This is a genomic window from Candidatus Competibacteraceae bacterium (assembly GCA_016699715.1).
Lineage (GTDB): Bacteria > Pseudomonadota > Gammaproteobacteria > Competibacterales > Competibacteraceae > Competibacter.
Map to the genome: position 1 here is coordinate 2,055,850 of CP065007.1, position 22,580 is coordinate 2,078,429.

At 60.9% G+C, this 22,580-nt stretch carries 20 protein-coding genes; 5 read left to right on the forward strand and 15 right to left on the reverse strand.

Annotation, left to right across the window (positions count from 1 at the left end):
- Window positions 1-16: 16 nt before the first annotated feature.
- Window positions 17-2,056, forward strand: coding sequence for an oligopeptidase A (gene prlC, locus IPM89_09175; GenBank protein ID QQS53097.1), 2,040 nt, complete (start codon window positions 17-19; stop codon window positions 2,054-2,056).
- A gap of 10 nt (window positions 2,057-2,066) precedes the next feature.
- On the opposite strand, the gene IPM89_09180 is transcribed toward prlC, so the two are convergent.
- The 4 genes from IPM89_09180 to IPM89_09195 are packed head-to-tail and all read right to left on the reverse strand — an operon-like array spanning window position 2,067 to window position 6,717.
- Complete coding sequence (locus IPM89_09180; protein ID QQS53098.1) at window positions 2,067-2,678, reverse strand: HAD-IA family hydrolase; 612 nt, start codon at window positions 2,676-2,678, stop codon at window positions 2,067-2,069.
- Window position 2,679: 1 nt separating this feature from the next.
- Window positions 2,680-3,867, reverse strand: coding sequence for a PilT/PilU family type 4a pilus ATPase (locus IPM89_09185; protein ID QQS53099.1), 1,188 nt, complete (start codon window positions 3,865-3,867; stop codon window positions 2,680-2,682).
- A 30-nt stretch (window positions 3,868-3,897) separates the two neighbouring features.
- Entirely contained in the window at window positions 3,898-5,421 is a 1,524-nt protein-coding gene (locus IPM89_09190) for a gamma-glutamyltransferase (protein QQS53100.1), read from the reverse strand.
- 30 nt (window positions 5,422-5,451) lie between these two features.
- Window positions 5,452-6,717 (reverse strand): DEAD/DEAH box helicase, encoded by a 1,266-nt coding sequence (locus IPM89_09195; GenBank protein ID QQS53101.1) that lies wholly within the window; start codon window positions 6,715-6,717, stop codon window positions 5,452-5,454.
- 267 nt (window positions 6,718-6,984) lie between these two features.
- On the opposite strand from IPM89_09195, the gene trxA reads away from it, so the two are divergent.
- The 4 genes from trxA to IPM89_09215 all read left to right on the forward strand — a co-directional run bounded on the left by trxA (window position 6,985) and on the right by IPM89_09215 (window position 10,632).
- Complete coding sequence (trxA, locus tag IPM89_09200; protein ID QQS53102.1) at window positions 6,985-7,314, forward strand: thioredoxin TrxA; 330 nt, start codon at window positions 6,985-6,987, stop codon at window positions 7,312-7,314.
- Between the two features lie 203 nt (window positions 7,315-7,517).
- Window positions 7,518-8,774, forward strand: a complete 1,257-nt coding sequence (gene rho, locus IPM89_09205; GenBank protein QQS53103.1) for a transcription termination factor Rho — start codon at window positions 7,518-7,520, stop codon at window positions 8,772-8,774.
- A 37-nt stretch (window positions 8,775-8,811) separates the two neighbouring features.
- On the forward strand, window positions 8,812-9,342 hold the full coding sequence (locus IPM89_09210) for an SCP2 sterol-binding domain-containing protein (GenBank protein ID QQS53104.1): 531 nt from the start codon (window positions 8,812-8,814) through the stop codon (window positions 9,340-9,342).
- A gap of 27 nt (window positions 9,343-9,369) precedes the next feature.
- A complete protein-coding gene (locus IPM89_09215) occupies window positions 9,370-10,632 on the forward strand; it encodes a putative DNA binding domain-containing protein (protein ID QQS53105.1) in 1,263 nt (420 codons plus the stop codon).
- Window positions 10,633-10,676: 44 nt separating this feature from the next.
- Here IPM89_09215 and IPM89_09220 read toward each other — a convergent pair whose 3' ends face one another.
- The 11 genes from IPM89_09220 to IPM89_09270 all read right to left on the reverse strand — a co-directional run bounded on the left by IPM89_09220 (window position 10,677) and on the right by IPM89_09270 (window position 22,563).
- The gene (locus IPM89_09220) at window positions 10,677-11,597 is read right to left on the reverse strand and encodes a U32 family peptidase (protein ID QQS53106.1); all 921 of its coding nucleotides are present in this window, start codon (window positions 11,595-11,597) and stop codon (window positions 10,677-10,679) included.
- 13 nt (window positions 11,598-11,610) lie between these two features.
- The gene (locus IPM89_09225) at window positions 11,611-12,636 is read right to left on the reverse strand and encodes a U32 family peptidase (protein QQS53107.1); all 1,026 of its coding nucleotides are present in this window, start codon (window positions 12,634-12,636) and stop codon (window positions 11,611-11,613) included.
- Window positions 12,637-12,676: 40 nt separating this feature from the next.
- The gene (locus tag IPM89_09230) at window positions 12,677-14,788 is read right to left on the reverse strand and encodes a beta-lactamase family protein (GenBank protein QQS53108.1); all 2,112 of its coding nucleotides are present in this window, start codon (window positions 14,786-14,788) and stop codon (window positions 12,677-12,679) included.
- Window positions 14,789-14,855: 67 nt separating this feature from the next.
- On the reverse strand, window positions 14,856-16,154 hold the full coding sequence (purD, locus tag IPM89_09235; GenBank protein ID QQS53109.1) for a phosphoribosylamine--glycine ligase: 1,299 nt from the start codon (window positions 16,152-16,154) through the stop codon (window positions 14,856-14,858).
- 49 nt (window positions 16,155-16,203) lie between these two features.
- Window positions 16,204-17,784 (reverse strand): bifunctional phosphoribosylaminoimidazolecarboxamide formyltransferase/IMP cyclohydrolase, encoded by a 1,581-nt coding sequence (gene purH / locus IPM89_09240; GenBank protein QQS53110.1) that lies wholly within the window; start codon window positions 17,782-17,784, stop codon window positions 16,204-16,206.
- A 62-nt stretch (window positions 17,785-17,846) separates the two neighbouring features.
- Window positions 17,847-18,515 carry a carbonic anhydrase gene (locus IPM89_09245; GenBank protein QQS53111.1) on the reverse strand — a complete coding sequence of 223 codons (669 nt, stop codon included), beginning with the start codon at window positions 18,513-18,515 and terminating at the stop codon, window positions 17,847-17,849.
- Window positions 18,516-18,581: 66 nt separating this feature from the next.
- Window positions 18,582-20,111: an NADH-quinone oxidoreductase subunit M gene (locus tag IPM89_09250; protein ID QQS53112.1), complete on the reverse strand. Its 1,530-nt coding sequence runs from the start codon at window positions 20,109-20,111 to the stop codon at window positions 18,582-18,584.
- A 53-nt stretch (window positions 20,112-20,164) separates the two neighbouring features.
- Window positions 20,165-20,896, reverse strand: a complete 732-nt coding sequence (locus tag IPM89_09255) for an HNH endonuclease (protein ID QQS53113.1) — start codon at window positions 20,894-20,896, stop codon at window positions 20,165-20,167.
- Window positions 20,889-21,815: a DNA adenine methylase gene (locus tag IPM89_09260; GenBank protein ID QQS53114.1), complete on the reverse strand. Its 927-nt coding sequence runs from the start codon at window positions 21,813-21,815 to the stop codon at window positions 20,889-20,891. Before IPM89_09260 ends, IPM89_09255 begins: the two co-directional genes overlap by 8 nt.
- A gap of 86 nt (window positions 21,816-21,901) precedes the next feature.
- Window positions 21,902-22,288: a type II toxin-antitoxin system VapC family toxin gene (locus IPM89_09265; protein ID QQS53115.1), complete on the reverse strand. Its 387-nt coding sequence runs from the start codon at window positions 22,286-22,288 to the stop codon at window positions 21,902-21,904.
- A gap of 14 nt (window positions 22,289-22,302) precedes the next feature.
- The gene (locus IPM89_09270) at window positions 22,303-22,563 is read right to left on the reverse strand and encodes a type II toxin-antitoxin system prevent-host-death family antitoxin (GenBank protein ID QQS53116.1); all 261 of its coding nucleotides are present in this window, start codon (window positions 22,561-22,563) and stop codon (window positions 22,303-22,305) included.
- Window positions 22,564-22,580 lie beyond the last annotated feature (17 nt).

Consider the following 22,580-nt stretch of genomic DNA (forward strand, 5'->3'; position numbering starts at 1 on the left):
AGACAACGTTCACACGATGACTAATCCATTGCTGACCGCCGCCGACCTGCCCTGCTACGCCGCCATCCAGCCCGAGCATATCGAACCCGCCATTGATCGCGTACTGGCCGACAATCGTGTCGTGCTCGAACGATTGCTGGCCGCCCACAATACCTACACTTGGGACAATCTGATCCAGCCGCTGGAAGAGCTGGAAGACTGCTTGAGCAAAGCATGGTCACCGGTCAACCACCTGCACTCAGTCCGCGATTCCGAGGCGTTACGCGCCGCCTACAACGCCTGCCTGCCCAAGCTCAGCGCGTACTACACCGAACTGGGCCAACACGAAGGGCTGTATCGTGCCTACCGGCAAATCGCCGACGGATCGGAATACGCCCGGCTCGATCCGGCGCAGCGCAAGGTCATCGACAACGCCCTGCGCGACTTCCGACTGTCCGGCATCACCCTGCCGATGGAATCGCGCGATCGCTATGGAGCGATCATGCAGGAACTGGCGCAACTGAGCGCCAAGTTCTCGGAAAACGTGCTGGACGCCACCCAGGGCTGGACCCAACACCTCAGCGACGAGGCGCAACTGGCCGGGCTACCGGAATCGGCCAAGGCCCTGGCCCGGCAAGCCGCCCGGCGGCGCGGTCTCGACGGCTGGCTGCTGACGCTGGAATTACCGTCCTATCTACCGGTACTGAATTACGCCGACGATCGGGAGCTGCGGCGGACCCTGTACGACGCCTACTGCACCCGCGCCTCCGACCAGGGACCGAACGCCGGCCAATGGGACAACGGCGCGGTCATGGAGCGCATTCTGGCGCTGCGTCACGAAGTAGCCCAACTGCTGGGTTTCCATGACTACAGTGACTATTCGCTGGCCACCAAGATGGCCGACTCGCCGGACCAAGTGCTGGCCTTTCTCGGCGACCTGGCCCGCCGCGCCCAACCGCAAGGGCAACGGGAATTGGACGAGTTGTGGCGTTTCGCCCACGACCATTTCGGCATGGACGACCTCCAAGCCTGGGATATCGGCTATTACTCGGAAAAACTGCGCCAGCACCGTCATCGCTTATCGCAGGAAGAATTGCGCCCCTACTTCCCCATCACCCGAGTGCTGCCGGGGCTGTTCGCGGTGGCGGAACGGTTGTTCGGCATCGTCATTCACCCGCTGGACTCTATCGAAGTCTGGCATCCCGAGGTTCGCGCCTACGAAATCGTCGATGGCGCCGGCACCCAACGCGGCCAGTTCTACCTGGACCTGTACGCTCGTCCGCACAAGCGCGGCGGCGCGTGGATGGACGGCTGCCTGCCGCGACGGGTCTTGAGTGGCGTCACGCGACTACCGGTTGCCTATCTGGTCTGCAACTTCGCGCCGCCGGTGGACGACGAACCGGCGCTGCTGACTCATAACGAAGTGCAGACCCTGTTCCACGAGTTCGGGCACGGGCTGCACCACCTGCTGACCATGATCGATTACCTGCCGGTGACCGGCATCCACGGCGTGGAATGGGACGCGGTGGAACTACCGAGCCAGTTTTTGGAAAACTGGTGCTGGTCGCGCGAAGCACTGAATCTGCTGGCCGGACATTACCAAACCGGCGCGCCTCTGCCGGAAGATCTGTACCAACGGATGCTGGCGGCCAAGCATTTCCAGGCGGGAATCCTCATGGCGCGGCAACTGGAATTCGCGCTGTTCGACTTCCGGCTGCACCGCGACTACGACCCGGCGCGGGGCGGACGAGTGCGGGAAGTGCTCGACGCGGTACGTCAGCAAGTGGCGGTCATCCTGCCGCCGGCTTACAACCGTTTCGCCAACGCCTTCACCCACATTTTCGCCGGGGGCTACGCGGCGGGTTATTACAGCTACAAATGGGCCGAGGTGCTGTCGGCCGACGCCTTCAGCGCCTTCGAGGAGAACGGAATCTTCGATGCCGCGACCGGCGCACGGTTTCGGGAAAACATTCTGGAGGTGGGCGGTTCGCGGCCGGCGCTAGCCAGCTTCGTCGCGTTTCGCGGCCGGGAACCACGTATTGAACCGCTGCTGCGATTGAGCGGGATCGCGGCGTGAGATGCATCCGTCAACAACCGCCCACGACCGGCCGGACATCGGTGGCCAGCATACCGGCGCGGCGGGCGGCCTCCAAACCAGCGTCGGCGTCTTCAAACACCTGGCAATAGCACGGTTCGGCGCCGATCCGGCGCGCCGCTTCCAGGAACAAATCGGGCTCGGGTTTCGGCGGCAACCCGTCATCAGCGGTCAGCACCGCCAGAAATAACTCTCGCACACCGATCACCCGTAGCGTCTGCTCCACATTGGCGCGGTTACTGCCAGACACCACCGCCATCGGCATCTGGCCATGGTAACGCCGCGCCAGCGCTACCACCGGTTCCATGGGTCGCGCCTGCCGTAACCGCGCCAGGGTTCGCTGCTCCTTGTCGGCGGTAAACCGTTCCACATCGATATGCCGGCCAAACTCCACGTTGTACAACGCAACGATCAGCGCGGTGGGCTTGCCGTTGTGCCGGATCAGGAATTCCAGCGGACACGCCAAGCCCAACGCGGCGAAGGTTTCTTCCCAAGCCGCGTAATGGGCGGGCAAGGTATCGGCCAGCGTACCGTCGCAGTCGAAAATAAGCCCCCGGACCCAAACCGGCACCTCGAGAATGGACGAGGAATCCATCACCGCCACGCTAGCCGATCCCCGGACGCGGCGAAGTGCGTGGACTCGCCACCCCTGGCACAGGCTTTTCTTCTTCCTCGGGTTCCGCCAGGGCTTCCAGCGACAACCCCACGCCGCCTGGCTTCTCGGCGCCCGGCGCCTCACCAGAGAGGTTGATCCGCAACCGCAGGTTGTTGGCGGAATCGGCGTTCTTGATCGCCTCCTCGAAACTGATCTTGCCGGCCTTATGCAACTCGAACAACGCCTGATCGAAAGTCTGCATCCCCATCCCGGTCGCCTTCTCCATGATTTCCTTGAGCCCGGCCACCTCGCCGCGCTTGATCAGTGTCTCCACCATCGGCGAATGCAGCAAAATCTCGATCGCCGCCACTCGCTTGCCATCCACCGTTGGAATCAAGCGCTGCGAGACGAAAGCCCGTAGATTGGCCGACAGATCGGTGAGCAATTGCGGACGCCGTTCCTCGGGGAAGAAGTTGATGATCCGATCCAGCGCCTGATTGGCGCTGTTGGCGTGCAGGGTGGAAATCGCGAGGTGGCCGGTTTCCGCGAACGCCAACGCATGCTCCATGGTCTCGCGGTCGCGGATTTCGCCGATCAGAATGACGTCCGGGGCTTGTCGCAAGGTATTCTTCAGGGCGTCGGCATAACTGAGCGTATCCACGCCAACCTCGCGCTGGTTGACGATGGAACGCTTGTGACGGTGGATGAATTCGATGGGGTCCTCGATGGTGATGATATGCCCGCCGTTATGGGTGTTGCGATGATCGATCAGCGCCGCCAACGAGGTGGACTTACCCGAACCGGTGCCGCCGACAAACAGGATCAGTCCGCGCTTGGACATGATCACCTCGCTCAAAACCGGCGGCAACCCCAATTCCTTGACGTTGGGCAAGTCAGTCTTGATGTTGCGAATCACCATCGACACTTCACCGCGCTGCTTGAAGATGTTGACTCGAAACCGCCCCACCCCAGGCTCGCTGATCGCCAAATTCAGCTCCAGTGTTTTCTCGAACTCCTTGATCTGCTCTGGATGCAGAATCGAATAGGCGATTTCCTTGACTCGACCATGAGGCAATGGCTCCTTGTCCAGCGCGCGCAACACCCCTTGAAACTTGGCGCAAGGCGGCGCACCCACGCTCAGGTAAATATCGGAACCGTCTCGACGGGCCAGAACCAACAAATATTCCTTTAGATCCATGTAGTTACTCCAAAATACCCATGCCAGTTTCTAAGTTCGATCCATCGCGGCCGCATGACCGCCGCGTCGCGGGTCGCCCGCTCCCTGGCCATCGGGAGCCATCGCGTTGACCCCACCGAAGTACACGTCTTGCACCGGCCAGCGGTTGAGCGGCCAGCGCGCCGCAAAATTCACCAGATCCGCCTCGGCGAAACCCGGTTCCACCTGCGCACACTGACCATCCCAGTGTAGGCGCGGCGCCTCGACCGCGGCGCGCGGGCTCATGGCGAAATCCACCACGTTGCTGATCACCTGCAACATGGCGGTGCGGATGCGCTTGCTGCCGCCGCTGCCCAAAACCAACCGGACCCGATCGTCGACCAACAGCAGCGACGGCGCCATCATCGAGGCCACCCGCATGCCCGGCGGGCTGACGTGAAAGCCCTCCGGATGCAGGTCGTCCTCGCCCATCATATTGTTGAGCATGATCCCAGTATCGGGCACGCAGTAACCGGAACCCTCGCCGTTGGAGGTGGTCATGCTGGCGGCGTTGCCTTCGGCATCGCAGACGCTGACGTGGGTCGTGCCGCCGGACGCGGTACGCACCCGCTCCGTGCTTTCGTTCAAGCCCGGCCCGCCCAGATCGGCCGGGCTGAGATAGCCTTCGGCGCGGCGGCGATCCACTTCCTCCATCACCGCCACCAGCAACGCCAGATGCGTCGGAGATCCGAAACCGAGTCCGGTCACGTCGCGCGCTTCCAACAGGCGCAGCGACAGCGCGATCAGCGAACCCCCGAAGGAAGGCGGCGGGTTGCTCAACAACCGGCAACCGCGATAGTCCACCGGCAGCGGCTCTCGCTCGATCACCCGGTAGGCGGCCAGATCGGCCGCGGTCAGCAAGCCGCCGCCTTCGCTCATGTCGAGGATGAGGCGGCGGGCCAGCTCGCCCTCGTAGAACTCCCGCTCGCCCTCGCGCGGCAGGGTTTCCAGAAACGCCGCCAGCTCCGGGTTGCGATACACATTGCCCTCGCCCAGATAGCGTCCGTCCGGCTGGAACAGCGCCCGCCCGGCGGCGGTCAGGGTCATGATCGGCGTCAGCAGATCCAGGAAATAAGCCTGCTTGGCGTTGATCGAGACTCCATCGCGTGCCAGTTCGATGGCCGGCGCCAGCACCTCACGCAGCGGCAGGCGACCCAAGCGCCGGTGGACATGCAGGTAACCCCGCAGCACGCCGGGCACCGCCGCCGAGCCCATGCCGACGTTAAAGATCTGCTCGCTGCCGGGAAAGCGCACCGTGACCGGCAGAAAGTGCGGCTCCAACTGGCTGGGCTGCAAACCCCGCCCCGGCGTATCCACAAAAAAATCGAACACCATCGCCCGCCCCTGTGCGGTACGGGCCAGCAGAAAACCACCGCCACCGAGGCTGGTTAGTGCCGGCTCGGCCACGGCGGCGGCGAAACCGGCCGCCACCGCCGCGTCGAAGGCGTTGCCGCCGGCACGCAGAACCTCACAGGCTGCCGCGGTCACGCGCGGATGGCCGCTTGCCACGCCACCCCTGAAAGCTTGGCTTTCCATTATGTTTCCGATCTCTCCACCAGCATCCGCTCAGGTACGAGCCGGTCGCCGGTGCGGCGCGCGGCCACGGGGGCGGTCGCCACCGGATGGCGGCGGACGGCGGTGCTCGAGTCGCTTGGGCGGTTTGTACTCCAACAGCAGCTCTTCGGTCACCGGCAGCGCCGAAATTTTCTGGCCGATGAAGTCCTCGATCTCCGGCAGCGAGTAGACATACTCTTCGCAGGCGAAGCTGATGGCGTCGCCGCTGGCACCCACGCGGGCGGTGCGGCCGATGCGATGCACATAGTCCTCTCGTTCCTGCGGCAGATCGAAGTTAATCACATGAGTCACATCCGCGATGTGCAGGCCGCGCGCCGCCACGTCGGTCGCCACCAGAATCGGCAGCTCGCCGCGCTGGAACGATTCCAGCAGGCGCAAACGCTTGTGCTGGGGAATATCGCCCGACAGCACGCCGGCTTCATAACCGTTGCCGAGCAAATACCCGGTCACCCGGTCGGCCGCCCGCTTGGTGTTGACGAAGATCATGGTCCGCTTGGGCGCCTGCTGGCGCAGCACTCCCAGCAACAGCGGGATCTTGTCGTGACCGGAAACGTGATACAGGGCCTGGCGGACCTTGTCGGCGGTCACATGCTCGGCTTCGATCCGCACCACCTGCGGGTTGTTCATGTGCTCGTAAGCCAGTTCCATGACCCGGTTGCTCAGGGTGGCGGAGAACAGCATGTTGATGCGCTGACCGGGGGGCGGCATCTTGCGCAACAGGTAGCGGATATCGGCGATGAAGCCCAGATCGAACATGCGATCGGCCTCGTCCAGCACCACCACTTCGATGTTGGACAGCCTGTAGACGCCCTGCTTGTGGTAGTCGATCAGGCGACCGGGCGTACCGATCAGCACGTCCACGCCGCTTTCGAGCTGACGGCGCTGGCTGTCGTAGCCGGTTCCGCCGTAAACCACGGCGCACTTGAGACCGGTGTAGCGACCCAGCAGCTCGGCATCACGGTGGATCTGCACCGCCAACTCGCGGGTGGGAGCAATCACCAGGGTCCAGGGACCAGCCTCGTCTTCGGGAACCGGAGTTTCCATCAAGTGGTGTAGGGCGGCCAACAAAAAAGCGGCGGTCTTGCCGGTACCGGTTTGGGCCTGGCCGGCGACATCCTGGCCCTGGATCGCCAGCGGCAAGGTAGCGGCCTGAATCGGCGTGCAGTGGACGAAGCCAGCATCTTCCACGCTCTCCAGCAGCGCATCGTTCAGGCCGAGCGAGGAAAATGGGATATGAGTCAAATGGTCTTTTTGCATGAGTGAAAGATGATCCCGAATGAGCGGGGTTTGGGGGCACCACATTTGAATTTTGGCGGAATATCGAAAGAAATTTGTGCCTCGATGGATTATTTTGCCACAATATCCTCCGTTGAACGCCGCGCGCCGTGGATTTTCGCGGTCGCGCCGTGGCGGTGGGTCCCTCCTGGACCTTCCCGACCATATCGTAACCCATCCGTTTTCGCGCATCCGCCGACCCGCGCGAGCGGTCCGCCGCCCTTCCCATCCCGAACCGGAGATCCTTCCGTGAGCGAGCAAATTGTGCATGTCACCGACGAAACCTTCGAGGCCGAAGTACTCAAGGCCGAACAACCGGTCCTGGTGGACTACTGGGCCGAGTGGTGCGGGCCCTGCCGGATGATCGCGCCGATTTTGGACGAGATCGCCGGGGAGTACGCCGGCCGGGTCAAGATCTGCAAGCTGAACGTGGACGAAAATCAGGGTACGCCACCCAAGTATGGCATCCGCGGCATTCCCACCCTGATGTTGTTTCACAACGGCAACGTCGAAGCCACCAAGGTTGGCGCCATTTCCAAGTCGCAACTGACCGCCTTCCTCGACAGCAACCTGCGTTAAACTTCCGGCGTTCGCCCGCCCGTGGCTGGACGCCGTTTCGCGGCCGTGCTAGCTTACCTAGCGCGCCGCGATCAAATACCGCCATAACGATCATTCCATACCCCGCTCCGCCGTTACCCGGCTGGCTTCCCGACACGCGAACCTCCGACCCTTCTCCGCGGACGCACCCCGCCGGCGCCCGCCGCCCCGAGCACGTAGCTTCCATGAATCTGACCGAACTCAAAAAGAAATCCGCCGCCGAACTGATCGCCATCGCGCAGGAACTGAGGCTCGAAGGCACGGCGCGGTCCCGTAAACAAGACGTGATCTTCGCGATTCTCAAGGCGCTGGCCAAGAACGGCGAGGATATCTACGGCGACGGTGTATTGGAAATTCTGCAGGACGGCTTTGGTTTCCTGCGCTCCGCCGACAGTTCCTATCTGGCCGGCCCTGACGACATCTATGTCTCTCCCAGCCAGATCCGCCGCTTCAACCTGCGCACCGGCGATACGGTCAGCGGCAAGATCCGCCCACCCAAGGAAGGCGAACGCTACTTTGCCCTGCTCAAGGTCGGCGACATCAATTTCGAGCCGCCGGAAGCGTCCAAGAACAAGGTACTGTTCGAGAATCTGACGCCGCTGCACGCCAACGATCGGCTATCGCTGGAGCGCGGCAACGGCAGCACCGAGGATATCACCGCCCGGGTGATCGACTTGATCTCGCCCATCGGCAAAGGCCAGCGCGGCTTGATCGTCTCGCCCCCCAAGGCCGGCAAGACCGTGATGTTGCAGAATATCGCCCAGAGCATCGCCGCCAATCATCCCGAGTGCTATCTCATTGTACTGCTGATCGACGAACGGCCGGAGGAAGTGACCGAAATGCAGCGTTCGGTGCGTGGCGAGGTGATCGCCAGCACCTTCGACGAACCGGCCACCCGCCATGTGCAGGTTGCGGAAATGGTGAACGACAAGGCCAAGCGGCTGGTCGAGCACAAGCGCGACGTGGTCATCCTGCTGGATTCCATCACCCGGTTGGCACGGGCCTACAACACAGTGGTGCCGGCTTCCGGCAAGGTATTGACCGGCGGTGTGGACGCCAACGCCCTGCAGAAGCCCAAGCGTTTTTTCGGCGCGGCGCGCAATATCGAGGAAGGCGGCTCGCTGACCATCCTGGCCACCGCGTTGATCGACACCGGATCGCGCATGGACGATGTGATCTACGAGGAATTCAAGGGTACCGGCAATATGGAAATCCATCTTGACCGGCGAATTTCCGAGAAACGGGTATTCCCGGCCATCGATATCAACCGTTCCGGCACCCGCCGCGAGGAGCTGCTGACCGAGGCGGACGACCTGCAGAAGATGTGGATACTGCGCAAGCTGCTGCATCCGATGGACGAGTTGCAAGCGATGGAATTTATGTTGGAACGGCTGAAAAGCACCCGGACCAACAAGGACTTCTTCGACTCGATGAAGCGCTGAACGCACCCTCTCCCGCTCTCAACCCTGCTTCAAGCGCATGAACGCCACCGCCGATACCGCCACCAGCTTCCAAGCTCCACGCCGCCCGACCCTGCCCACCCCGTTCGCCCTGCCGTTAAAACTGATTCCCGGTCTGGTGCATTCGATTGCGCTAACCACCGCCCTGAATGTGCTGTTCGCCGCGCAAATTCGTGAGGGCGAGCTCGATTTTCTGCGCGACCGGGTGCTGCTGATTCAGGTGCGCGACGCCAAGATGGAATACCGGATTCGCTTCGCCGGACCCGCCGGCTTCGTGCCCGGCATGGCCGTGCAAGCGCCGGACTTGAGCATCGGTGGCACGCTCTATGATTTTCTGGCGCTGGTCACCCGCCGCGAGGATTCCGACACGCTGTTTTTCAACCGTCGGGTGGTGATGGAAGGCGATACCGCCCTGGGTCTGGAATTGAAGAACTGGCTGGATGGAATGGATTTGGAAGCGGCCAGCGGCATTGATATCGCCGCTGCTGCGCGCCGCCAATGGGCTGATGGGGGCTTACGAGCGATTCAGCGGTTGAACACGCACCATTGATTGTCCCCCAACCAGTGAATGGCATCGATGTTTGAACCTTCGACGGAACTCCTCAAACAAATAGCCCTCGGCGAGGACTCAGTCCTCGAACTGAAAACCGTCGAATTCAGTGGCAACAAAATTACCGGCCCCCACCGCAACAGCATGGCCGACGAACTTGCCGCGATGGCCAATACCCATACCGGCATCGTTTTGCTCGGCGTGGATGATCAATCGAAAGCCATTCACGGTGTTCCCAAGGACAAGCTGGATATCGTCGAGACCTGGCTGCGCGAAATCAGCAACGACCTGATCGAACCGCCCTTGGACTGCGTGATCCGCAAAACTTTAGTCACGGACGCGGATGGTGGTGAAAAAGCGATCATGCGTATCGATGTCCCACGCAGCTTGTTTGTGCATCAAAGTCCGGGAGGATATTTTCGCCGTATTGGCAGCTCCAAACGACCGATGAGACCCGATGTGCTGGCGCGTTTGTTTCAGCAACGCAGTCAAGCCAGACTAATCCGCTTCGATGAACAAACGATTGCCAGTGCAAAACCGGATATCCTGGAAGCACCGTTGTGGGGACGATTTAGGACAGTGCTTTCACCGACTGACAATCGAGAATTTTTGGAGAAGATGAAGCTGGTTGCGCGGGATGAAGACGGGATCTTACGTCCGACCGTCAGCGGTGTGTTGATGGCGACCGAACATCCAGAAGAATTCCTTGCAACGGCTTATATTCAGGCCGTTTGCTATCGCGGTATCGAGCGAAATGCCGCTTATCAATTGGATGCGAAAGACATTACCGGACCGCTGGATGCACAGGTGAGGGAAGCCTGTAAATTCGTTGAGCGTAACATGCGGGTTTATGCGATAAAGACGCCCAATCGCATCGAAACGCCGCAGTTTTCAATGAATGCGGTGTTCGAGGCAGTCGTTAACGCGGTCGTGCATCGTGATTATTCGATGTACGGCTCCAGAATCCGCCTGCATGTTTTTGCTGATCGGCTGGAGCTTTTCTCGCCGGGGACTATTCCGAATACGATGACAATCGATAGTCTTTCGGAGCGTCAATCGGCTCGTAACGAGTTACTAAGCTCTCTATTGGCCCGCTGTCCGATGAACGTCAATGCCACTGGTAGTCAACGCAGTTTCATCATGGATAAACGTGGTGAAGGCGTTCCAATCATTATTACCGAAAGCGAAAAACTTTCTGGCCGTAGACCAGAATATCGATTGCTTGATGACGCAGAGCTGAAGCTGACGATCTATGCGGCAAGGTCGCCGCATGACGATGATTTGGAGTGACGCTTCTTTTAGTATGTTACCTGCTGATTCAGCTAACAGCTCGCCTACACCATATCCTCCACCTGCCTCAATCCCGCCTGTCCCTGCCAATAACCGTCGCAGGCGCCATACGGCAACGCGGCATTCAGCGCGCGCGCTGCCTCCAGCGGATCGCGTTCCCCACGCAAACAGGCGGCGAAGGCTTCGATAATCGCCTCGGTTCCCTCGGCCTGCGGGCTGACCCGCAACACATCCACCTTCAGTTCCCGCAACTCCTCCAGTTCCAACAACAGGTTGCAGGTTTGCGCCGACTGCGTCTGGATACCGTTGAGCGCCAGGAACGCCTGCCCCTCGCGGGTGCTCACGGTCAAACCCTCCGGGTAATCCAGACAGCGGAAGCGGCAATCGTCCTTGGGCAAATCGTGATGACGCGCGGTAAAACAACGGGCCGAATACGCCAGCGGCAAGCGACCGTAGACAAACACTTCGGTCTCCACCCCCGCCGGCCGCTCCGCCTGTATCGCCGCCAGCGTCTCGGCCGACAGTTCCACCGGCATCACCCAGCGTTTGGCACCCAAACCGGCCAGGAAGCACAGCGTCCGGTCATTGTAGACGTTGATGCCGGTACCCAACACAAACGACGCGCCCCGCGCCGACAGCAGCCGTACCGCGCCCATATCGTTGGCTTCCACGGTAAAGCGGCCGTTTTCGCATAAGCGGTGCAGGGTCTTCAATTCCGACTCGGCCTCCAGCAAGGCCATGGTGGACAACACCACCTCCTTGCCGGCGGCGCTCAACCGTTCGGCCAGCATCAGCCATTCCTCGGTATTCAGCGCGCGGCGCTTGGCGCAGATCGTTTCGCCGAGATACACGATATCGACGGGCGACGCGGCGATCCGCTCGTAGAAATCCAGCAGTTTGTCCTTGGGCCAGTAGTACAGCACCGGCCCCAGCGCCAGTTTTGGCGTGCGTGCTTCAATCGTCATGGCGACGGCTCTCCTATTGCCAGGTCCGATGATAGGCGCCCAAGGTCGTCTGGTGACCCTCGGACACCTTGCCCAGTTCCCGCAGCCATTCCGGTTTGGGCGCGTAGGTAGCGGCATTGCGCCGGCAGGCGTCGATGGCCGCGCGCCAGACCTTGGTGACCTGGGTCACGTAGGCCGGGCTGCGCTGGCGACCCTCGATCTTGATCGCGGCGATGCCCATGCGCTGCAACTCCGGCAGCAGCTCCAGCGTATTGAGGCTGGTCGGCTCCTCAATGGCGTAATAAGTCTGATCCGCCACCGTGAACCGGCCCTTGCACAGGGTCGGATAGCCGGCCGGCTCACCCGGAGCGTGGCGATCGATCAGCAAACCGCCGAGCCGGGTTTCCAGGCCACGGGGCGTTTCTTCCCAGCGCACCGCCTTGGCCGGCGAGCAGACGCCGCACATGTTGGGCGATTCGCCGGTGACATAGGACGACAGCAGACAACGGCCCTCCACCATGATGCACAGCCCGCCGAAACCAAACACTTCCAGGTCCACCGGGCTGTTTTCCAGCACATGACGGACTTGCGGCAAGGAGAGAACGCGGGGCAGCACCACCCGGCGGATGCCGAAGTGCTCGTGATAGAAGCGAATCGCCTCGTAATTGGTGGCGGAACCCTGCACCGACAGATGCAGCGGCAGGTCGGGATGCCGGCGGCCGGCATAGTCCAGCACGCTGATGTCGGCGGCGATCACCGCGTCCACTTTCAATTCCGCCGCCTGATCCACCGCCCGCCGCCAGCGCTCCCAACCGGACGGTTGCGGGAAGGTATTGAGGGCGACGAATACCCGCCGACCCTTGGCATGGGCGTATTGCACGCCCTGTGCGGCGGTCTTGGCGTCGAAATTCAGGCCGGGAAAATGGCGGGCGTTGGTGTCGTCGCGGAAGCCGATATAGACGGCGTCGGCTCCATGGTCCACGGCGGTTTTCAGCGAGGGCAGATTGCCAGCGGGACAGACCAGTTCCAGCGGTTTTGACGGAGTGGATACAGTAGGCATGGGGAAGAGTTTTCCACGAATGGGAATAGCTTGCGTGAGGTCAGCCGGCGGTCGCCAGCGTCAAGGTGATCGCCGTGTCCGGCGCGCCGTACACCATGAGATAAGCACCTGCTGGGGCCGTACTGGCGCTACCGTTACCCAGGCCGGACGCCAGCAACTTGAGATCCGCATCGTACAACTTCCACGCACTGGCGCCGGCGATCGCCACCGTGCCTGCCACTGGCAACGTGCGCCACTCGGCGAAACCTTCACCGCCGATCGGGATCGCGCTGTCGCCAACCGGGAGCACCGGCACACTGGCCTGTGGACGGAACAGCGTGCTACCGTAGCGCACCCATTCTTCGCCGTCGCGGGTCTCGATGACCACATCGTTCAGATCGCGCCCAAAGTTCACGGGGATTTTCAGGAACATCCGTGCCACGGTATCGCTGCCCGCCGGATCGACGATTTGCGAGCCCACATGGATCGATGAGGCAAACAGGTAGCCAGGCAGCCCGTCAACCACGTCCAGGGCAAACCGCGGTGGCGCCGTCCCCTGGACCAATGGGATGGACTGCGCATCTTCGTTGACCACCAGCCAGCGCTGACCCACGCGCCCCTGCCAAGCCGCCGACAACGGGGCCGCCGGCTGGACTTGCTGGCCAAAGGGAATCTCCACCAGGTAATGCCCCAAACCGATTGGCCGACGTGCGACCAAATAGTGCCGCCCCTCCCCGTCGAAGGTTCGATACGCCACATTCGGCGCGGTATCGCTGGAGAAGCTACCGTCGATACGCCGCTTCAGGTCGTTGGCGATTTCGGTCCAGGCACCATCACTGTAGATGGAAATCTTCAGGCTACGGTCGGACAAGGCTTCGATCCGCAGCAAGGCCTCGAATTGCGCGTAATCGCCGACGATGGCGGCTAGATCGGCATCGGTCGCGGGCTGCTTGGGTTGCGGCGTATCGGGCAGCGGGGTGGGCACGGCGGGAATGCGGCCGCGCTCAGCCAGGGCATGCAGCATGATTCGTTCGGCCAACATGCCTGCACTGAACTTGATGGAAGCGCCCGTCACCATCACCGCCAGCCGTTCGTTCGGCGCCACGAAGAATTCGGAGCCATAGGTCAGGGTGCCGCCATTCTTATGCCAGGCGGTCACGCCCACGGCGGCGAGGCCAGACTGCGCCACCCCATCCCAGCCCAGACCCCAGTGAAATGTGGGTATGGGGTTGAAGAGTAGCTGCTGCGTCTGGTCGCGGCCCATCTCGGCCACCGCCGATGCCGACAAAACGCGGACGTCGCCATGACGGCCGCCGTTCATGAACATCGTCGCCAGGCGGGCCATGTCGCTGGGCGTCGAATAGAGACCGCCCGTGGCATAGGCGTTGGTGTATTCCTGGGGATCGGCGCGGTCCCCCGTGTAGCCCGGCGCGAACGATCCGGCCGGGAAGGGTTCCAGTGCAAAGCGGCTGTGGGTCATGCCCAGCGGCGCGAGGATTTCGTCCTCCACGAACTGGGGGTAGGGCTGACCCGATACCGCCGCCACCAGCGGCTCGATCATCGTGAAGCAATCATTGCAATACACCGCCATCTCGCCCGGCTGGTGCTTGAGCCGTTGGGTCGCCAACGCCTGTTGCACCTGCGCGGCATAACCCGGCACCGGTGCGTTGGTGAAACCGTTGCGATAGTCGGTCCCGGCGAAACCCGCCGAATGATTGAGCAACATGCGCACGGTGATCTGCGGGTATTCCGGCGCGGCCATGCGGAAATCCGGCAGATACTGTACGAGCGGGGCGTCGAGATCGATCTTGCCCTGATCGACCAGTTTCATGGCCGCCATCGCGGCGAAGACCTTGCTGACCGAGCCGATGCCATACATCGTGGTTAAGTCGGGGGCGGTTTGCGTCGCTTTATCGATGTGACCGAAGGCTTCGCTCCAGACGACGCGCTCGCCGTCGATCAACGCGACCGAGGCCGAAGGCGTATCCGTATCGATGAGCGCCTGCCGGATGGCGGCGCGGCCGTCGGTGATGGTTTCAGCGTAGCTGAGCGGGGCCGGGGCATCGCCGTCGTCATCGTTGCAGCCGACCAGCAGGCCGAGCGTCAACGCGCTGACGCCAACCAGACGCGCTAAACTCCGACCAGCAAGTAATACGGGACTGTTCTTTTCCATCGTTCCTCTTCCTTAAAATAATTATATTTTTGAAGTTGTTAAGGCATCTTGCCTGGCTCCATCCGGCTTATTCTCCCCGCTCCCGGGCGATGGCCCGATAGCCAATGTCGGTGCGGTAGTAAGCGCCATCCCAACGCACGCGCTTGACCAGGTTGTAGGCCAGATTCTGCGCCTCGGCGACCGTGCCGCCCAAAGCGGTGGCGCACAGCACCCGGCCGCCGTGGGTGACAACGTGGCCATCCTTGCTGTCCAGCGTGCCAGCGTGGAACAGCTTGCCGGCATCGCCCAGTTCCTCGTCATGGCGCGGCAAGCCCTCGATCACGTCGCCCTTGCGATAGGCGCCCGGATAACCGGCGGCGGTCATCACCACGCCCAGCGCGGCGCGCGGGTCCCAATCCACCGTCATCTCATGCAGCCGCCCGTCCAGCGCCGCCTTGCACAGTTCCACCAGATCGGAGCGCAGGCGCAGCAGCAATGGCTGCGCCTCGGGATCGCCCAAGCGGCAGTTGTATTCCAGCACCTTGGGGCCGTCGGCGGTGATCATCACCCCGGCGTAGAGGAACCCGACATAGCGGCAACCTTCCGCCGCCATGCCGCGCACGGTCGGCTCGATGATCTCGGCCATGATGCGGTCGTGCAGTTCCGGGGTCACCACCGGGGCCGGAGAATAGGCCCCCATGCCGCCGGTATTGGGTCCCTGGTCGCCATTGTCGCGGGCCTTGTGATCCTGCGACGAGGCCAGCGGCAGGATGGTCTCGCCGTCGGTCATGACGATGAAGCTGGCTTCCTCGCCGCGCAAAAACTCCTCGATCACCACCTGCCGACCCGCTTCGCCGAAATCGGCGCCGCTCAACATGCCGCGCATGGCGGCGATGGCTTCCTGCTCGCTTTGGGCCAGAATCACGCCCTTGCCGGCCGCCAGTCCGTCAGCCTTGACCACGACCGGCGCACCCATTTCGCGGATAAAGGCTTCCGCCGCGTCCGGGTCGCTAAAGTTCTGGTAGCGAGCGGTGGGGATGTGATGGCGAGCCAGGAAATCCTTGGCGAAGGCTTTGGAGCCTTCCAGTTGCGCCGCCGCCTGAGTCGGCCCGAAACAACGCAGACCAGCGGCGGCGAAGCGGTCGACGATCCCCAACACCAGCGGTACTTCCGGGCCGATGATCGTCAGATCGATGTGATGATCCAGGGCGAATTGCAGCAGATCCGGCGGGTCGTCGGCGGTAATGGCGATATTGGTGACCTTGGGTTCGCGGGCGCTGCCGGCATTGCCCGGCGCCACGTAGATGTTGTTGATCCGGCTGGACTGCGCCACCTTCCAGGCCAAGGCGTGTTCGCGGCCACCGCCGCCAACGATCAGGATATTCATGAAGAACCCTCACCCCAACCCCTCTCCCAGTGGGAGAGGGGTGTTGTAGTTAGTGCCGGAAATGCCGCATCCCGGTCAACACCATCGCCATATTGTGCTCGTCGGCGGCGGCGATCACCTCGCTGTCGCGCATCGAACCGCCCGGCTGGATGACGGCGGTAATCCCGAATTCAGCGGCCAGATCGATGCCGTCGCGGAACGGGAAGAAGGCGTCGGAACCCATCGCCGCGCCCTTCAGATCCAGCTTTTCCTCCTGCGCCTTCATGGCGGCGATCCGCGCCGAGAACACCCGGCTCATCTGGCCGGCGCCGACTCCGAGAATCATCCCGTCCCGGCCGTAGACGATGGCGTTGGATTTGACGAACTTCACCACTTGCCAGGTGAACAGCAAATCGGCCAGTTCCTGGTCGCTGGGCTGGCGTTTGCTGACCACCTTCAAATCGGCCGGCGCCACCTGGCCCAAGTCACGATCCTGCACCAGCAACCCGCCGGTAACCCGCTTGTAATCCCAGCCCGGCGCCCGGTCGCTCTCCCAGTGGCCGCAGGCCAGCACCCGCACGTTCTGCTTGCTGGCGGTCGCCGCCAGCGCCTCCGGCGTGACTTCCGGGGCGATGATCACCTCGACGAACTGCCGATCCACAATCGTCTTGGCGGTAACGGCGTCCAGCGGCCGGTTGAAGGCGATGATGCCGCCGAAAGCCGAGGTCGGGTCGGCCTGAAAGGCGCGGTTGTACGCTTCGAGAATGCTCGAGCCGACCGCCACGCCGCAGGGATTGGCGTGCTTGACGATCACGCAGGCCGGCGCGGCGAAACTCTTGACGCATTCCAGCGCGGCGTCGGTGTCGGCAACGTTGTTGTAGGACAGCTCCTTGCCCTGCAACTGGTGAGCGGTGGCGATGCAGGCTTCGGCCGGCTTGGGCTCGACGTAGAACGCCGCCTGCTGGTGCGGGTTCTCGCCGTAGCGCATGTCCTGAGCCTTGACGAACTGGGTGGTATAGCGGCGTGGGAACGGGTCGCGCCCGCCCTCGGCGCGGATCGAGCCGAGATAGTTGGCGATGGCGCCGTCGTAGCGGGCGGTATGCTCGAACACCTTGACCGCCAGTTCGAAGCGGGTGGCGTCGCCGACAATCCCTTGATTCGAATGCATCTCGGCCAGCACTCGCTCGTAGTCGCCGGCATCGACCACCACGGTAACCGCCGCGTGGTTCTTGGCCGCCGCCCGCAGCATCGCCGGCCCGCCAATATCGATATTCTCGATGGCGTCGGCCAGCATGCAGTCCGGCTTGGCGACCGTGGCTTCGAACGGATAAAGGTTCACCACCAGCAAATCGATGGGGGCGATGCCGAACTGATTCATCGCCAGATCGTCCTCGCCGCGCCGCCCCAGCAGCCCACCGTGCACCCGGGGATGCAGGGTCTTGAGCCGCCCGTCCATCATTTCCGGAAAGCCGGTGTAATCGGCGACATCGATGACGGGGATGTTGTTTTCGGCCAGTAGCCGGGCGGTGCCGCCGGTCGAGAGGAGTTCTACATTCAGTTCACGCAGGGCACGGGCGAAATCCACGAGACCGGTTTTATCGGAAACGCTGAGCAGGGCGCGGCGGACGGGAAGAGCGGGTGTTGGGTTCATACGGGGGTCCATTGCCTCAATGAAAGGGAGTTGGCCAGAATGGTGAATAGCGCGACCGACGCTCAGACGGTGTCCGCCTCGGGCACTGGCCCGAAATATAGATCGTAGAAGCGGTCTTTTTCCGGGTCGTACTGCATCAATTCACCGTTCTCCAAATCGTAATACCAGCCGTACAGGGTCAAGGTGCCATCCTCGACCCGTTGGCGAATAAACGGGAAAGTCAGCAGATTGGTCAGCGAAGTTCGCACCCCAGCCCGTTCGCAGGCCCGCTGCTTGAATTCGCGACTGGCATCCGGCCAGCGCCGCAGCACCTCATCGCGGGCGGGGGCGGCGATTCGCACCCAGGGCGCGATATAGCCTTCGCCTTCGTCATTTTCACCGTAGCCGTCCAACAAGGCGTGGATACCGCCACAGTGCGAATGACCGAGCACGATGATGTTATGGACATGCAGGTTGCAAACCGCGAATTCCAGGGCGGCGCTGGTGCCATGATAACGGCCGGTGGTTTCGTAGGGCGGCACCAGGCTGGCGACATTGCGCACCACGAACAAATCGCCGGGCGCGGAATCGGTGAGGATGGCGGGGTCCACTCGGGAATCGCTGCACCCGATCAGCAAGGTGCGGGGGGTTTGCCCCTGCATCGCCAGCCGGTTGAACAACTCCCGGTTCGGCTCGAAACTCTTGACGCGAAAGCGCTGGAAACCTTTCAGCAATTCGTGGATGTCGGACATGGCGGGTCACTGCGGTGGTTTGGGTTCACGCGCATTATACCCCGCCATGCTCGAAGAACCTTCCGCCTATTGCCCTACCGCCAGTCGCGCCACCCAGGCGTTGCTGGCGCCCGCCGTGACCCCCTGCACCCACTGGGGAAACAGCCCGCCGACCAGCACCAGCAATCCCAGCACGCCAGCCACCAGCAGCTCGCGCGGCCGTAGATCCAGGACGGACGCCAGCTCGGGATTGGCCAGCGGCCCCAGGAACGCCCGCTGGAAGAAGCCCAGAAAATAGGCGGCGCTCAGGATCACCCCACCCAGCGCCACCAGCGCCAGGACGGGAGACACCTGCATAATTCCAAGCAGGATCAATAGCTCGGCAACGAAGCCGTTGGTCCCCGGCAAGCCGATGGACGCCATCCCCAGCAGCAGAAAGAAGGCGGTGAACAGCGGCAGCGGGCCGACCAAGCCGCCCAGGCTGGCCAGATCGGTCGAGCCCAGTCGATGGCGCAGGAACCCGGCGAGGAGCATGAGGCCGCCCGCGACCACTCCAAAATTGAGCAGTTGGAAGATCGCGCCCTGTATCCCCTGGCTATTCATGACGGCGATACCCACGATCACCAGCCCAACGTGGCTGACGCTGGAAAAGGCCAGCATCTTGCGGAGGTTGGACTGCCGCAGCGCCACCAGCGCCCCATAGAGCGCGCCGAATCCGCCCAGCGCCGCCATCAGCCAGAAGTATTCGCGCGCCGCCGTCGGGGCCAGCGGCAAGGCAAAGCGCAGGATGCCGAACGCGCCGAGTTTGAGGCCGACCAGCAGCGCGCTCAAGCCCACCGGACCCTCCCGCAGCACGGTCGGCAACCAGGTATGAAAGGGAAACAGCGGAGCTTTGACGGCAAAGCCGAAAAACAGCAGCAGAAAGACGGCGGTCTGCACCGAGGGGGGCAGCGGCTGTTCGAGCAGGATCAGGTAATCGAATGACAATCCGCCAGGAATCGACGCACCCGTAGTGCCGGCGTGATGGAGCCCGAGCAGCAGGATGGCGAACAACAACGGGATGCCGCCGGCCAGCATGAACAGCGTGTACTTGATCGCGGCGAAGCGCCGTTCCGGACCGATACCCCACAGGCTGATCAGGAAATAGATCGGCACCAGGGTCAGTTCCCAGAACAGGAAGAACAGCACCAGATCCAGGGCACAGAACACGCCCATGGTGACGCCTTCCAGCGCCAGCAGCAGGGCGAAGTACAAGCGGGGCAGGGTCTGAATGCTGGTCCAGGACGCCAGGATGACGGCGCAGAACAGCAGCGCGGTCAGCGGCGGGAACAGGGCGGAAATGCCGTCGATTCCGAGTAGATACTGGACATTCAGGCTGGGAATCCACACCGCCCGCTCCACGAACTGCATCCCGGCGTCTTCCGGGCGCAGCGCGGCCAGCATCAGCAGCGACAGGGCCAGTTCCAGAACGGCGCCGGCCAGCGCCCAGACCCGCACGGTACGACTCTCGCGCAGGAACGGCAACACCAGCGCCCAGACCAGCGGCAGCAGGATCAAGAGGCTCAGAATGGGGATGCCGATGGGATCGACGGGAGATAGGGGTTCTGGACTTATCATATAGGCGATTTTGGAAATGGTTTCGAGTCATTAGCGCAGAGACAGAATACAATTTAGGTGCACTTATGGCGCATTTCTTTTTCAAGAATTTCTTTGACGAACGATGGAATTTCTTTTTCGAGAGATATAGATTCAGCTTTTATTCTCTCGTAAATTTCGATTTCATCACCCTGCCAGATTAGATCAAGCCGACGCATTTGACGCATGGCAAGGTGAGAGTAATTTTCTGGATATGCCCAGTAGCAGGTCAAACAAATCGTCCTATCCTTGATGGTTTGCCAGTTCTCACAATGCTCGCAAGACCACGATTTTGCTCGATTTGCTGAACCGCAAAGAAGCATAAAATCATCTGGATTGAGTTCGTCACCTTCACCATCGCCTCCCACCTCGTAGGGGATACGATGGTCAATTTGCATGTCTCGTTCCTCTACTTCTTCAAGGTAGATAAAGCACTTACAACCATATTTTTCGACCAATGCATCTCTAATTTTCTTGGAAAGTCCCGTCCGGCCCGATAATTTCCTGAACCGTTTGGTACTTACGTCACCGAAGCGGTAAGCAGCAATTCTCCGTCCGTCCGAGCCTGTAACACGGAAGGTTTCAATAGAAATACCGTGTTCCCGCACATCCCGAACTGCCCTTGGAGGGTGATTGTAGCCATATTTATCTTTCAGCTCTTCTGTAGTGATAAATCCATGTTCTATAATATGATCAATCACGGTCTTCGGCCGTTTCGCGGTGACTGAACGGCATAACTCAATAAATTCCTTGGGAAGTTCAGACATAAGGGATGCTAAGCTCTAGCAACATATGCTGCTGTTCATGAGGGCGGTAATAGTTAGTCGGTTTATGGGTGAGCTTTTCAGTCAGCGCCCACGAAAGGTATAGGGATTCATATGTGGTTTCATCGCGCCCAAGCAATGTCGCTTGGCTGGACCTCCCAGCTTCCAGCTCGACACGGGTTAACCCAAGAGAAGAAGGCAACAACTCTCCAAAGGTTCTGTCACCTCTGCGCCCATCATAGCTGACTATATAAGAAACCCTACGCGAATTAAGCTCCTGAAGCGCTGAAACAAAATCACTATAAGAAATTCCCGATAAATATCTTGCGTCCCTGTCACCGCATACACCTTGATATGGAGGATCCATATAAACCAGATCAGATGTTCCAACTTGGGCTAAAACTGCCATATAGTCCAGCGACGAAAAAGTAGTCTTGCCTTTCAATAAAGATGAAACACCAATAATATTTGCACGCATGGTTTCCGGTTGAGTGCCGCACCGTCTTTTGTCTGGACTCTGATTAAATAGTCCGTCAGTATTATAGCGTACTGCCCCCTTGACACATCGAGCAAGCAAATACAAGAAAAGTCGTGGGTCTTGCGTGCGATTAAAGTCATCGCGGACCCTGTAGTAATGTTCAATGGAACTCTGATGTTGTTCTTTCCAAGTTTCTTCATAGAACGAAGCGATCTCGATGGGATAGTCCACAATTAGACGCAACAATTCCACCAATGGTTTATTCAAGTCGTTAATCAAATAGGATTGCGCCATCTGCCGGGCGGCGGCAGCAATGCTGATCGCAGCCGATCCCGCAAACGGTTCAATGAGGCGTTCGATACCCTTCGGAACATATCGCAAAATGATCGGAGCTAAATTGCGTTTGCTTCCTTGGTATTGAATTGGATGGGGAATGTTTTTCATTTTCAATGCACCTGTAAAAATTAAAATATTTCTGGCAAAATTGCTAATGGGTAAGTGATATTTTCTCCTTCGACACATCCTCAACGTTACACCACCCGAACGGTACTACCATAGCGCGCGAGCTTCACATCCGTTGTCAGCAGGATAAGCGGCTCGCTCAGGGATTGTGCCACCAACAAGCGATCAAAGGGGTCCTTATGGTCATCGAATACGGGTAGCGTGGTCACTTGCAGCACATGCTCGTCTTCGATGGGTAGCCATGAAAAACCGTCCGCGATAATCTGACAGTTCAATGCCTGCAAATCGATCTTTAGCTTGCCTTTGCTGATCTTGATCGCCATCTCCCATTGCGAAGCCCGGCTGATCAGAACGCTTTCAGCGCTTTGCTCGATGAGTGTCCGCGCCTGAGTCGGGACACGAGCAGATTCAAACATCCACCAATAGATGATTTGCGTGTCGAGCAACAACCGCATGTCTGGCTGTTCCGCTACGGCTTGTTGCCTTTCGACGTTTCTTCGTCTTTGAATACATCGAAGTCGTCGTCTATCGGATCATTGAAATCATCGGCCATCCACCCCTGCCCCTCCATGCTACCCGGCGGTGCGATCCGGCGGCGCGGTGGTTTGTAGACGGTGAGTATGGCAATCGGCTGACCGGCACGGGCGATGACGACCTCCTCACCACGCTCGACGGCTTCCAGAAGCCGGGAAAGGTGAGTTTTGGCCTCGTGAATGTTGACGGTTTGCATGGTGTTCTCCGGGTTAG